12 protein-coding genes are annotated in these 13,913 nt (G+C 50.0%); 11 read left to right on the plus strand and 1 reads right to left on the minus strand.

The features are described from left to right. Nucleotides 1-9: 9 nt before the first annotated feature. The gene (locus CAFE_RS13290) at nt 10-447 is read right to left on the minus strand and encodes a hypothetical protein (protein ID WP_156990924.1); all 438 of its coding nucleotides are present in this window, start codon (nt 445-447) and stop codon (nt 10-12) included. A 113-nt stretch (nt 448-560) separates the two neighbouring features. Between CAFE_RS13290 and CAFE_RS13295 the strand changes: the two genes are divergently transcribed. From CAFE_RS13295 to hisZ, 11 genes are all read left to right on the plus strand, one after another. After that, entirely contained in the window at nt 561-1,343 is a 783-nt protein-coding gene (locus tag CAFE_RS13295; RefSeq protein ID WP_156990925.1) for a sugar phosphate isomerase/epimerase family protein, read from the plus strand. Between the two features lie 68 nt (nt 1,344-1,411). Continuing rightward, the gene (gene nrdR / locus CAFE_RS13300; RefSeq protein WP_066650519.1) at nt 1,412-1,873 is read left to right on the plus strand and encodes a transcriptional regulator NrdR; all 462 of its coding nucleotides are present in this window, start codon (nt 1,412-1,414) and stop codon (nt 1,871-1,873) included. A gap of 277 nt (nt 1,874-2,150) precedes the next feature. Then, nucleotides 2,151-2,870, plus strand: coding sequence for a UMP kinase (gene pyrH / locus CAFE_RS13305; RefSeq protein WP_066650517.1), 720 nt, complete (start codon nt 2,151-2,153; stop codon nt 2,868-2,870). 2 nt (nt 2,871-2,872) lie between these two features. Beyond that, a complete protein-coding gene (gene frr, locus CAFE_RS13310) occupies nt 2,873-3,427 on the plus strand; it encodes a ribosome recycling factor (RefSeq protein WP_066650511.1) in 555 nt (184 codons plus the stop codon). A gap of 5 nt (nt 3,428-3,432) precedes the next feature. After that, nucleotides 3,433-4,140, plus strand: a complete 708-nt coding sequence (locus CAFE_RS13315; RefSeq protein ID WP_066650510.1) for an isoprenyl transferase — start codon at nt 3,433-3,435, stop codon at nt 4,138-4,140. Continuing rightward, nucleotides 4,141-4,965: a phosphatidate cytidylyltransferase gene (locus tag CAFE_RS13320; protein ID WP_066650509.1), complete on the plus strand. Its 825-nt coding sequence runs from the start codon at nt 4,141-4,143 to the stop codon at nt 4,963-4,965. 42 nt (nt 4,966-5,007) lie between these two features. Then, nucleotides 5,008-6,162, plus strand: a complete 1,155-nt coding sequence (locus CAFE_RS13325) for a 1-deoxy-D-xylulose-5-phosphate reductoisomerase (protein WP_156990926.1) — start codon at nt 5,008-5,010, stop codon at nt 6,160-6,162. Between the two features lie 3 nt (nt 6,163-6,165). Continuing rightward, nucleotides 6,166-7,248 carry a M50 family metallopeptidase gene (locus tag CAFE_RS13330; RefSeq protein ID WP_330594003.1) on the plus strand — a complete coding sequence of 361 codons (1,083 nt, stop codon included), beginning with the start codon at nt 6,166-6,168 and terminating at the stop codon, nt 7,246-7,248. Next, entirely contained in the window at nt 7,245-8,285 is a 1,041-nt protein-coding gene (ispG, locus tag CAFE_RS13335; protein ID WP_066650505.1) for a flavodoxin-dependent (E)-4-hydroxy-3-methylbut-2-enyl-diphosphate synthase, read from the plus strand. The genes CAFE_RS13330 and ispG overlap by 4 nt, the downstream gene beginning before the upstream one ends. 13 nt (nt 8,286-8,298) lie before the next feature. Further along, on the plus strand, nt 8,299-12,642 hold the full coding sequence (locus CAFE_RS13340) for a PolC-type DNA polymerase III (protein WP_413814434.1): 4,344 nt from the start codon (nt 8,299-8,301) through the stop codon (nt 12,640-12,642). A 72-nt stretch (nt 12,643-12,714) separates the two neighbouring features. Then, nucleotides 12,715-13,911, plus strand: coding sequence for an ATP phosphoribosyltransferase regulatory subunit (gene hisZ / locus CAFE_RS13345; protein WP_156990929.1), 1,197 nt, complete (start codon nt 12,715-12,717; stop codon nt 13,909-13,911). The last annotated feature ends 2 nt before the right edge of the window (nt 13,912-13,913 follow it).

Consider the following 13,913-nt stretch of genomic DNA (forward strand, 5'->3'; position numbering starts at 1 on the left):
GTTTCCCCTTTATAGGTACATTTTTAAAAGCTCAATGTTTTTCTGACTTTCGGTCAGATATTCTTCTGCAAGCTTTCGGCTTTCCGTGTCGTCGTCGGCGGATCGGTTCATGGATTTCACCAGATCTTTCATCGCGGCGTCCGTACAATGAATGGCAATCTGTGCGATATGGGGGGAGCTTTTATTCCATGAGGTATCCATTTTAATGGAATCACGAAGAGCCCGTTCCATCAGCCCCGGCTCCTCTTCCGGATGAAGTCCGTTTCGGCGCAGAATTTCCGCCGACTTTGCCGCGGTGGAGCGGTAAAGCTCTTGCTGCCGCTGAACCTGATATTTTAAGCTTTCATCTTTCACGAGAGGGAGGACCAGCTCGGCCGCCTCCATGCTTAAACGGGAAACGCGAAACAGTTCGTTAACGATCAGATTTCTCTTTTTGTCCCGCCGCATAGAGTTCTCTTCCTTCCTTCAATCATCTTCACTGTATTAGGATACCCGTGACCGATCCTGTTTAATCTGGACTTTTGCTCCCGGCTGGAATATAATAACCAGGAGGTGATTTTATGAGGGCCGGCATTTCCACGGCTTGTTTATACCCGATGCTGCTTGAAGACGCTTATTCCGCGTTGCTGAAGCTGCAATTTCACGAATTTGAAATTTTCATCAATACATTCAGCGAACTGAAGCCGGATTATGTCAGGGAGCTTCGTCTCAGGGCGGAGGATACAGGCAGCCGCATTAAATCGCTGCACCCGTTTACTTCCGGATTTGAAAGTTTCATGCTGTTTTCCGATTATGAACGGCGGTTTCTCGACGGACTTGAAATCTATAAAAGATATTTTGAGGTATGTAATTTACTTGGCGCAGAAATATTTGTTCTCCACGGCAAACGAAGCGATAAGCGCTCGCCTGCCGCCGATTTGCAATATTATGAACGGTACGTCCGGCTGTTTCAACTTGGAAAAAAATTTGGTGTAACCGTTGCACAGGAAAATGTAAATAATTTTTTAAGCGACGACCCGTCTTTTATCTTAAAAATGAAGGAGCACTGCGGCGAGAACTGCGCTTTTGTCCTTGACATTAAGCAGGCGGTCCGCGGCGGGCAGGATCCGTACCGGATTTGTGCCGCGATGGGCGACAAAATCGTTCACGTCCATATGAATGACAATAAGCCCGGATCGGACTGCGTGCTTCCCGGCTGTGGAACAATGAATTATCCGGCATTGATCCGCATTCTGGAAAAATTTGGATTTGACGGGGACCTGATTATCGAGGTGTACCGGAAGAATTTCACCCGGATGGAAGAACTTGTTTCGGCTAAACATGTTGTTGAAGAATTATTATAAAAGATTTCATAGTTTTGCTTGATATTCATACCGTAAATTGGTATAATTAAGCAGAGGTGATTCGAGCGATGAAGTGTCCATATTGCGGTTACGCAGAAAGCAAAGTAATCGATTCACGCCCGACGGACGAGGGGGAACGAATCCGCAGACGCAGGGAATGCCTGAAGTGTTCCAGGCGTTTCACCACCTATGAGGTGATTGAAACGGTACCCACTGTTGTGATCAAAAAAGACAAATCACGGGAGGCCTTTGACCGCAACAAGCTGCTGAACGGATTGCTGCGGGCTTGTGAAAAGCGCCCCGTTTCTATTGAAACGCTGGAAAAAATCGTTGACGAAATTGAAAATATGCTCCAAAATTCTTTGGACCGCGAAGTACCGTCCAGCCTGATTGGTAAATATGCCATGGAAAAATTGAAATCTGTCGATGAAGTTGCGTATGTCCGCTTTGCTTCCGTCTATCGCCAGTTCAAAGATGTCAACACGTTTATGGACGAGCTAAACCGGATCATTAAAAATAAATCGAAATAGTAATTCTGCCGCTTGAAAACGGAAGTTCAGCCGCCAATTGTGAAAAAGTTGGGCGGCTGTTTTTGTGTACCGAAACCACCGGCGGTGCCGGTGAGAGCAAAAAAGCTTTCGCTTAAGCGCCCTGCCGATCCGTCGTTGGGTATTGTGTGAAAAAAGAAATCGTCATCCTGTCTTTGGCACGTGTAATCTGGCAAGAATAACTATATTTAGCGATGAAATGCTTTACTTTGCACAATCCATCATGTAAAATAAGAGAAACTGAATAGGAGTGTTGGAATTGCAGCCAAAATATAAACGAATCTTATTAAAGTTAAGCGGCGAAAGTTTGGCCGGCTCGAAATCCCACGGGATTGATTTCGACAAGGTTCTGGAAATTTGCAGGCCAATAAAACAATGCGCCGATATGGGAGTACAGATCGGCATCGTTGTGGGCGGCGGAAATTTCTGGCGCGGGCGCAGCAGCGGCAAAATGGACCGCACGCGTGCCGATCATATGGGAATGCTCGCCACCACAATCAACGCGCTTGGCGTGGCGGATGCACTGGAACAGCTTGGCGTTCAGGTCCGTGTTCAGACTGCGATTGAAATGAGACAGATCGCTGAACCATATATCCGCAATCGGGCTGTTCGTCATATGGAAAAGGGGAGAGTGGTGGTTTTCGGCTGCGGCACGGGCAACCCGTTCTTCTCCACAGACACGGCTGCAGCCCTGCGTGCCGCCGAAATCGACGCGGATATCGTGCTGAAAGCGACCATGGTTGACGGCGTTTATGACAGCGATCCAAAGACAAACCCGAATGCGGTAAAATTTGATTCGCTGTCTTTCCTTGACGTGCTGAACCGTGGCCTGCAGGTAATGGACAGTACGGCCGCTTCGCTTTGCATGGATAACCATATTCCGATTCTGGTGTTCAGTATCGACCGGCCGGAGAACATTGTAAAAGCGGTCTGCGGCGAGCCGATTGGAACAATTGTAAAAGTTGTAAAGGAGGATTAGTCATGAAAGAAATATTATCTGATGCCGAGAGCCGTATGAAAAAAAGCATTTCCGTTCTTTCGGGCGATTATGCCGCGATTCGCGCGGGCAGGGCCAATCCTGCTGTCCTGGACAAAATTCGGGTGGATTACTATGGCTCGCCGACGGCGATCAATCAGCTTGCCGCCATTTCCGTCAGTGAAGCGCGCGTCCTTACCATTCAGCCGTGGGATACAACCGTATGCAAATCGATTGAACGCGCGATAGAAACTTCCGAACTGGGAATTAATCCGCAGAGCGATGGAAAAATCATCCGGCTTACTTTTCCGCAGCTTTCTGAAGAAAGACGCCGCGACCTCGTGAAAGAAATCAGCAAAATGGCGGAGGAATGCAAGGTCGCGATCCGCTCGATCCGTCGTGACGCGATGGATAAGCTGAAAGTGAAGAAGAAAAACTCTGAGCTGACGGAAGACGATTTAAAAACGGCTGAAAAACACACGCAGGAACTGACGGACAAGTATTGTAAGGAGACGGATAAGGTCTTCGACAACAAGAAAAAGGAAATTTTGGAGATATAAAATTCATGACGGCAAAAATATTGCCCGTACATGTGGGAATTATTATGGACGGCAACGGCCGCTGGGCGCAAAAACGCGGCATGCCCCGTTCCGCGGGCCATGCGGCCGGAGCGGCGGTTTTTAAAACCATCGTCCGCTATTGCAATCAAATAGGAATCCGTTATCTGACGATTTACGCGTTTTCGACCGAAAACTGGAAACGCCCGCAAAATGAGGTTTTGACGCTGATAAAACTTTTCAAACAGTATCTCAGCGATGCCTTGACGAATTTTCTTGATGAAAATATTCAGGTTCGCTTTCTTGGCGATGAAACAGCCTTTGACCCCAGACTGAGGGAGTTAATCGACGAGACTGTCCGGGTATCCAAGGACAAGACCGGCATGGTTTTGAATATTGCTTTAAATTACGGCGGTCGTGCAGAGATTGTTCAGGCGGCAAAGGCTTTGGTTCGGGACGTTCAGAATGGAACTTTGCCGCCGGACGAAATTGGAGAAGAGGACTTTGCCCGCAGGCTGTATACCGCTGGGCAGCCTGACCCTGATTTGATCATCCGCCCTAGCGGAGAACAGAGAATTTCCAATTTTCTTTTGTGGCAGTCCGCATATACCGAATATATTTTCATGGACATTCTTTGGCCGGATTTCAAGCCGAATGATCTGGATCGAGCACTGGATCTCTATGCCGCCCGCAACAGGCGCTTCGGAGGGATTTGATTGAGAACAAGAGTTACATCGGCACTGACTCTGATTGTGTTTCTGGCCGCGATCGTCATCTGCAACAGCACGCTTCCGCTTGCTTTGAATTTTGCGATCGGCCTGATCTCCGTCCTTGCGGTGAATGAAATTATCACCGCGCTGGGGCTTGCCAAAAATCTGATCCTTCTGATTCCCAGTCTGCTTTTTTCTGCGGTGTTTCCATTCCTTGGGACTTCCTTTTGGCATGACGCCGCTTATTTTCTCTACACCGTAATCATTTTTTCCGCTCTGATTTTATATCATACGGAGATTACTTTTCGCGAAGTCGGCGTAATTTACAGCATGTCTTTGCTGATTCCGTCCGCTTTGGGAACAATTATCAGCCTAAGAGAAATCGGCGGCAGCCATGGAATGTTTTATGTGATCATAGGAATCTTTTCCGCGTGGACGGCGGACGTCGGCGCTTTTTTCGCGGGGACCTTTTTCGGGAAACATAAACTCTGCCCAAATATCAGTCCGCATAAAACCGTAGAGGGAGCGGTCGGCGGCCTCCTTCTGAATGTTGCCGCCATGCTGGTTTTCGGTTATTTATTTCACGCGATCTATTATGCTTACAGCGTGAATGTGTCATACCTGCCGCTTGTTCTGATCGGAGTTTTCGGAACAGGCATCTCGATTCTTGGCGATCTGAGCTTTTCACTGATCAAGCGCAGCTGCCATATTAAAGATTTCAGTGAAATTATCCCGGGGCACGGCGGGATTCTCGATCGTTTCGACAGCGTCATCTTTGAAGCTCCGTTTGTTTATATTCTGGTTCAGCTGCTTCCCATCGTTTTAAACTAATTTCTCATAGACTGCAATAATCAAAACAATTGGTGAATAATAATGAAACAATGTTTATCCGTTTTGGGATCCACGGGGTCCATCGGCACCCAAACTTTGGATGTCGCACGAAGGCTGGGAATGAAAATCTGCGCTCTGGCGGCAGCAAAAAACGTCGGCCTGCTGGAAGAACAGATCAGGGAATTTCGCCCCCAGGTTGCCGCGGTCTACGATCCGGCCGCTGCTTTAAAACTGAAAACGGCGGTCAGCGACCTGCCTGTCAGGGTAGTGCAGGGAATGGACGGCTTATGCGAAGCGGCCTGCCTGCCAACGGCAGGCCTTGTTTGCAATTCTGTTGTCGGAATGGTCGGACTTCGCCCGACGCTTGCGGCAATTCGAGCCGAAAAGGATGTAGCGCTTTCCAACAAGGAAGCGCTGGTGGCCGGCGGAGCGTTGGTCATGCGGGAAGCGGAAGAGAGACATGTCCGGATTCTTCCCGTTGACAGCGAGCATTCCGCGGTATTCCAATGTCTGCAGGGCAGTCCCGGGAAAAAAGCAATACGCAGGATTCTTCTGACCGCTTCCGGCGGACCTTTTTTCGGAAAAACATTGGAAGATTTGAAAAGCGTAACTCCGGAACAGGCATTAAAACATCCGAACTGGCATATGGGGCCGAAGGTTACGATTGACTCCTCAACCATGATGAACAAGGGGCTGGAAATTATTGAGGCTTCCTGGCTTTTCGGACTCCCGGATGATAGAATTGACGTACTGGTGCAAAGGGAAAGCGTCGTCCATTCCATGGTGGAATTTGAAGACCGGTCCGTAATCGCGCAGCTCGGTGTACCCGATATGCATCTTCCGATCCAGTATGCCCTCACCTACCCGGAACGCCTTGCCTCCGATACGGATATTCTTGATTTGGCAAAATACGGTACTCTGACATTTTCAAATGCGGACGAAAAGACGTTTCGCTGTCTAGCGGCGTGCAGACGCGCATTAAGGCGCGGCGGCCTTGCGCCTGCAGCGGCGAACGGAGCAAACGAAGTTGCGGTAAAGCTGTTTTTGGACCACAGAATTTCCTTTCTGGAGATTGGAGAATTGGTTTGGGAAGCGATGGAGCATCAGCCTGACGTGGATGAGGTGCGGAGCGTCGAAGATGTTCTGCGGGCCGATGCGCGCGCTCGCAGTTTCGTTTTGAGCACAGTTACTACCTGAGAGGTGATTATCATCATAAAAGCAATTTTGATTATCATTGCTGTTCTGCTATTCGGATTTATGATTTTTATCCATGAATTCGGCCATTTCTTTACCGCGAAATTATGCGGGATTCGAGTCAATGAATTTGCGATTGGAATGGGGCCTACCCTTTTTCATAAACAGGGAAAGGAAACTCGTTATTCCCTTCGCCTTCTGCCGATCGGCGGCTTCTGTGCCATGGAGGGTGAGGACGAAGAAAGCGCAGATACCGGTTCCTTTGGCAAAAAACCTGTTTGGAAACGATTCCTTGTCGTTGTCATGGGAGCCATCATGAACATTTTGCTCGGGCTTGTTTTAATGATGACGATTCTGGGGCAGGAAAGCGCGTTCTCTTCCACCACCATTTCGCAGTTTGATCAGAATTCGGCGCTGCAGCAGGCCGGATTGAAAAGAGGGGATGAATTTATCTCCGTCGACCATTACCGGATTTACGGGGACCGTGACCTGAGCTTTGCCCTTGCGACGGCAAACCCTAATTCCGTTGATATTGAAGTGCTGCGGGATGGGAAAACATTCACTTTCGACAATGTCAAGTTCAACAGCCGGAAAGTAAACGGCAAGAGCGTTCTTACCCTGGACTTTTATGTGCTGCCGGTGGATAAAAACTTCGGCACGCTGATTACGAAATCTTTTCAGGATACGGTTTCCACGGTCCGCATGGTTTGGTACAGCCTCGTGGGATTCGCAACCGGAAAATTCGGGTTTAACGACGTCGCGGGGCCCGTCGGAGCGGTCAGCGCGATCAACCAGGCTGCTTCCGCCGGGCTTGCGCAGAATTTTATGGCGGGACTCAACAATATTCTTTATATGATTATGGTTCTGACCGTCAACCTTGGCGTAGTCAATCTGATGCCTTTTCCCGCGCTTGACGGAGGGAAAGTACTGTTCCTTCTCGTGGAAGCCGTTCGCCGCAAGCCTCTGCAGCAGAAATACGTCGGAATTGTTGAAACGGCTGGATTCTGCCTGCTGATGGGTTTTATGGTGGTCGTTACCTACAGCGACATTCTTCGTTTAATTACAGGAAAAGGACTGGGCGGAGCATGAGAATTTCGAAAACAGTCCATGTTGGATCTGTCGCGGTGGGGGGCGGAGCAAAGATTACGGTACAGTCGATGTTGAGCCGGCCCTCCGCCGATCTGAGCGGAAATGTCTCTCAGGCCAAGGCTCTGGAGAAGGCGGGTTGTGAGATCCTGCGTGTCGCGGTGCCGGACGCCGAATCGGTTGCTCTGATCCCTGCAATCAAGCAGTCGGTAAATATTCCGCTGGTCGCGGATATTCATTTCGATTACCGTCTTGCACTTGCCAGTGCGGAGGCGGGAGCCGACGCAATCAGAATCAATCCCGGCAATATCGGTTCCGACGAACGGGTCAGGGAAGTGGCTGCCGCCTGCGCCGACAGAAAAGTACCGATCAGAATCGGCGTGAACTCCGGTTCTATTGAAAAGGAATTGCTGGAAAAGTATGGCGGACCGACCCCGCAGGCGCTTGCGGAAAGTGCTTTGCGCCATGCTTCCCTGTTGGAAAAATTTCAATTTGATGATATTGTCATATCGATTAAATCATCCGATGTCAATCATATGATTCAGGCGAATGAACTGATTGCGGAACAATGTGATTATCCGCTTCATCTCGGTGTAACGGAAGCGGGCAGCGAACGAATGGGACTGATTAAATCCTCGATCGGGATCGGTTCTCTGCTGCAAAGGGGAATCGGCGATACGATTCGCGTGTCTCTAACCGCAGATCCTGTGCGCGAAATAGAAGCCGGCATCGATCTTTTGAAAGCTCTTTCTTTAAGGGAAGGAATTCGGATTGTTTCGTGCCCTACCTGCGGCAGGACCCGGATCGATCTGATTTCGATTGTAAACGAAGTCGAAAAGCGCCTTGCCGGCTGTACGAAGGATTTGACGATTGCCCTGATGGGCTGTGCCGTCAACGGACCGGGGGAAGCCAGAGAGGCGGATATCGGAATTGCCGGGGGAGACGGAGTAGGGTTGCTATTTAAAAAAGGGAAAATTATGAAAAGAGTTCCGGAAGAGCAACTGGTCGAAACTCTTTTGCGGGAAATCGAACAAATGTAAAGGATGAATGCGCTTGAAGAAGTTTGGAGATTTTTTTCACGAATACATAGATATATCCCGGTTTCCGGAGCCGGTTCGGGAAGGAACGATCGCTTCTATTCAGATCGATTCGGCCATTCGAGCGCTCACGGCAAACGTCCTTTTTCCAGACCTTGTGGAACGGAACATTCTGGATCATGTGGAACGCAGCATTGTCTCCTGCAAGCCGCTTCGTCTCTCAAAAGCCTGCGTGAAACCAACATTTCCGCAGGCTTCTTTTTCAACGGAGTATTTTCCGAGCCTGATTATGGAACTGAAACGCCGTGAAGCGAGCCTGAACGGAACTCTGACGGATTCCGAGGCAAAGCTGGAAAACGGAAAGCTGCTGATCGAGCTCAAACATGGCGGCGGAGACATGCTGCTGGCCCGCCATGTGGATAGAATGCTTGCCGAACTGATCCGTGAGGAATTCGGAATTAGTCTGGTTGTAGAATTCGGCGGCGTTCTGGCTGCGCAGGAGGGTGCGGCGGCGTTTATTAACAGAAAGCTTGTGAAAGAAGAGGCTCGCCGCAGACAGGAAGTTTCTGAACAGATCGAATCGGAGGAAGCTTCCCTGAAGCAGAAAAACACCGCCAAAACCATCAGCATACGCGAAGGGGATACGCTGTATCCCACGGTTATTCTTGACAGCGCAAGGGAAATTTACGGACATCTGCCGCGGGCCAAGCCGATCCCAATTTCAAAAATCACGCCGGATATCGGCAGCGCAACCATATGGGGAGAAATTTTTTCTGTGGACCAGAAGGCGACGCGCGACAGGCAGCGAAAGATTTATTCCGTCAATATCACGGATTACACCAGTTCCATTACACTCAAGATCATAGAGATGGCAACCCAATGCAAGATGCTGGACACGCTCGCGAAAGGAATGTCTGTTCTGGTGCGCGGAGATGTGGAATACGACAAGTATGACCATGAAATCGTCTTGCGTCCCAAAAGCATCGCAACTGTAAAGCAGGTGGAGGTTACGGACGATGCCCAGGACAAGCGTGTGGAACTGCACATGCATACCACAATGTCCGCCATGGACGGAGTCAACTCCGCATCGGACCTGATTCACAGAGCGGCCAAATGGGGGCATACGGCTGTGGCAATCACGGACCATGGAGTTGCGCAGGCCTATCCGGACGCAATGAACGCGGCGGAGGAACTGAAAAAGAAAGGTCAGCCGATCAAAATTCTTTATGGTTCCGAAGCCTATTTCGTCAATGATCTGGTGCCCGCTGTCAAAGGGGATTCCGTCAGAGAGCTTACCGGCGAATTTATCTCGTTTGATATTGAAACAACGGGACTGAGCCCATCTGCGGACCGGATTACTGAAATCGGCGCGGTTCGCATTGTGAACGGTGATTTAACCGATTCTTTTGACACATTCGTCAACCCGGAACGAGGGATTCCGGCTAAAATAACCGGGTTGACCGGAATCACGGACGAAATGGTAAAGGATGCTCCTTCGGAACGTCAGGCGCTGGAACAGTTCTTTCAATTTTGCGGAAAAGATGCGGTGCTGATCGCCCATAACGCCGACTTCGATACCTCTTTTATCCGGGTAGCCGCCGGGCGAAGCGGCTTTGAATTCACAAATACTTACATAGACACCGTTCCGATGTGCCGCTCGCTTCTAAAAGGAATTAAAAACGCAAAGCTGGATACGGTCGCAAAATATCTAAAACTCGATCCTTTCAACCACCACAGGGCCTGCGACGATGCTATGGTTCTCGGTCAGATCTTTTTAAGGCTGATTCAGCGTTTGCAGGAGGATACCAGCGCAAAAACGGTGCAGGATATCAATAGCTGCCTTGCCGGCGGCGATATTAAAAAGATGAAATCATACCATATGATCCTGCTGGCGAAAAACCAAACCGGCCTGAAAAACCTGTACAAACTGATATCAAAATCTCATCTGGAGTATTTCTACCGGAATCCGAGAATCCCGAAATCGGAGCTAATCAAATATCGGGAAGGCCTTTTGATCGGAAGCGCCTGTGAAGCCGGAGAACTTTACAGGGCGATAATTGGGGCGCAGCCTTGGTCCGCTCTGTGCGAAATTGCGTCGTTTTACGACTACTTGGAAATTCAGCCGGTCGGGAACAATCGTTTTATGGTGCGAGAGGGGCTTGTTCCCGACGAGGAAAAAATCAAAGAGTTTAACCGTACCGTCGTAAAATTAGGTGAAAAGCTGAATCTGCCGGTTGTTGCAACCTGCGATGTTCACTTTATGGATCCGAAGGACGGGGATTACAGAAAAATCCTGATGCAGGGCCTCGGCTTTAAAGATACGGACGAACAGGCACCGCTATATTTTCGGACAACGAAGGAAATGCTCCGGGAATTTGCCTATTTGGGAAAAGAAAAAGCCTATGAAGTCGTCGTGACGAACACCAATAAAATTGCAAATATGGTTGAGGAGATCCGGCCGATTCCCGAGGGGACGTTTCCGCCGTTCATCGAAGGAGCGGAGGAACAGCTTACGAGCATCACATGGACGCGCGCGAAGGAACTGTACGGCGATCCTCTGCCGGAGCTGGTTCAGAAAAGACTGGAACGCGAGCTTGGTTCTATTACAAAACACGGTTTCTCGATCCTTTACATGATCGCTCAAAAGCTGGTCGCGGATTCCGTGGCGCACGGCTATCTGGTTGGCTCCCGTGGGTCGGTCGGTTCGTCTTTCGTCGCCAATTTGGCGGGCATCTCAGAGGTTAACCCGCTGGAGCCGCATTATGTTTGTCCAAACTGCAAGCACAGCGAATTTGTAACCGACGGCAGCATCGGCAGCGGATTTGATCTTCCGCCGAAAAAATGCCCGGTCTGCGGTGCGGAATATAACAGGGACGGACATACGATTCCGTTTGAAACCTTTCTTGGCTTTGACGGGGACAAGACCCCTGATATCGACCTGAACTTTTCCGGCGAGTATCAGTCGAGCGCCCACCGCTACACGGAAACACTGTTCGGCAAAGATCACGTGTTCAAGGCCGGGACAATCGCTACGGTTGCGGATAAGACGGCGCTGGGCTTTGTGAAGAAATATGAAGAAGAAAAAGGGCTTGTCCTCCACAGGGCGGAAGAACTCCGCCTGGCCACCGGCTGCACGGGGGTCAAGCGAACGACAGGGCAGCATCCCGGAGGAATGGTGGTCGTGCCGAAGGGAAAAGAAGTTTTTGATTTTTGCCCGGTTCAACATCCGGCCAACGACCAGAATTCCGACAACATCACGACTCATTTCGATTTTCACTCCATTCATGACACGATTTGCAAGCTGGACGAGCTGGGCCATGATGTTCCGACGATTTACCGCTATCTGGAGGATTACACCGGAATTCCCGTCATGGACGTTTCCATGAGCGACCCGCAGGTCATGTCGCTGTTTACCTCCACGGAAGCGCTTGGGGTCAAGCCGGAGGATATCGATTCACAGACCGGCACTTTTTCATTGCCGGAAGTAGGCACCAGCTTCGTACGGCAGATGCTGATGGACTCCAACCCAAAAACTTTTTCGGATCTGCTTCAGATTTCCGGGCTGTCGCACGGTACCGACGTTTGGCTGGGCAACGCGCAGGAATTGATTAAAAACGGGACCTGCACCATTTCAGAAGTCATCGGAACACGCGACAGCATTATGACTTATCTGCTGCACAAAGGCCTGGAACCGAAAATGGCGTTTAAAATTATGGAAATCACCCGAAAGGGAAAAGCACCGAAGCTGTTGACTGAAGATTACATCCAGGCGATGAAGGACCACGGCGTTCCGCAGTGGTATATTGATTCCTGTATGAAAATCAAATATATGTTCCCGAAAGCCCATGCCGCGGCATATATGATTTCAACTTTGCGCCTTGGCTGGTACAAAGTCCACCGCCCGGTGGAATATTACGCCGCATACTTTACCGTGCGCGGAGAAGACTTTGACGGCGCGCTTGTAATGCAGGGACGCGAAGCGGTTCGGCGCAAAATGAACGAAATCGCCATGAAGGGAAAAGAAGCGTCTGCCAAAGAAGAGTCGGCCTACTCCACCTTTCAGATTGTCAACGAAATGCTGGCAAGGGGAATTGAGGTCCTTCCGGTTGACCTGTTCAAATCGGAAGCCAAAAAATATCTGGTCGAAGACGGAAAAATTCGGCTTCCGTTTCTGTCGCTTTCCGGGGTAGGAGAAGCGGCGGCAAACAGTCTGGCGGAAGCGGGAAAGAAAGGCCCCTATATTTCCGTGGACGATCTGCAGACCCGATCCAAAGTTTCCAAATCCGTGATTGAAACATTTGAGGCCGCGGGGGTTCTGAAAGATCTGCCGAAAAGCAGCCAAATGTCATTATTCGGTTGACAGCGCGATTTTAGTATGGTATTCTATTAGCACGGTAAAGTGAACCGCGCATGAAAACAAGGAGCGGCATTCATGAAGAAAAACAACAAAATTACGCCGGAGGGCACCAAGGATTTTTTGTTCGAGGAATGTCTTACCAGACGATATATTGAAAGAACCATCAGTGATGTGTTTTCTTCCCGCGGTTTTCATGAGGTAGTAACGCCGGGATTGGAATTTTACGATGTGTTCGATCCGGATTTTTCGGGCATCTCTCAGGATGTCATGTATAAAATGACGGATCAGCATGGACGTTTGATCGTAATGCGTCCGGATTCAACGCTTCCAATCGCCCGGCTGACCGCGACGCGGCTCCAAAATTTGCCAAAGCCGATTCGGCTGTATTATACCCAGCCGATTTACCGGAACCATCCGGGATTAACCGGACGAAGCGATGAATCCGTACAGACCGGAATCGAGCTTTTGGGCGCCGGAGGAATTCGGGCCGATCTGGATGTATTGTCCGCGGCGGTTGAAGCATTGGGCAAATGCGTTCCGGGGTATCGCCTGGAAATCGGGCACGCCGGTTTTTTCCGCACTCTTGCGCAGCAGATTTCCGTCGGGGAAAATCTTCTGGAAGATGTGCGCTCCGCGATCGAAACGAAGAACTATGCGCGGCTGAACGGAATTCTGGATGCTCTCCCGCAGGGGGAATATGTGCAGGCGCTCAGAGAGCTTCCCCGCTTATTCGGCGGAGAAGAGGTCTTTGACCGGGCTTCGGCGCTTTGCAAAGATTCGGGATTGGTTCAAACGTTGGACTATCTGCGTAAAGTTTACCGTTCCCTTTCCGAATTGGAACAGAGCGGGCGGATCATGATCGACCTTGGCCTTGTCCAGCGAAATGATTATTATACGGGGATCGTGTTCAGCGCATATGTGGAAGAATTCGGCGACGCGGTTTTGCTTGGAGGACGCTACGACAACCTGCTCGGCCATTTCGGTCAGCCGATGCCCGCAATCGGTTTCGCGGTCAATGTGGATGCGATTGCAAAAACCCTACTTGACCGCGGAAACGTATGTCCGGTGCTTCCAATGGATATTTTGGTTCACGGAGATGCCGGATATGAGGTCAAGGCGCTTGAATACACTTCCGATCTGATCTCAAAGGGGCTGCGATGTGAAAACAGCGTCTTTGAAACGCAGGACGACGCGATCACCTATGCTCAAACAAGCGGAATCAAACGAATCGATTCTGTAGGCGAAACAATCAAAACGATCAATCTGATATAAGG

It is taken from the genome of Caproicibacter fermentans (genome assembly GCF_009746625.1).
GTDB classification, from domain to species: domain Bacteria; phylum Bacillota; class Clostridia; order Oscillospirales; family Acutalibacteraceae; genus Caproicibacter; species Caproicibacter fermentans.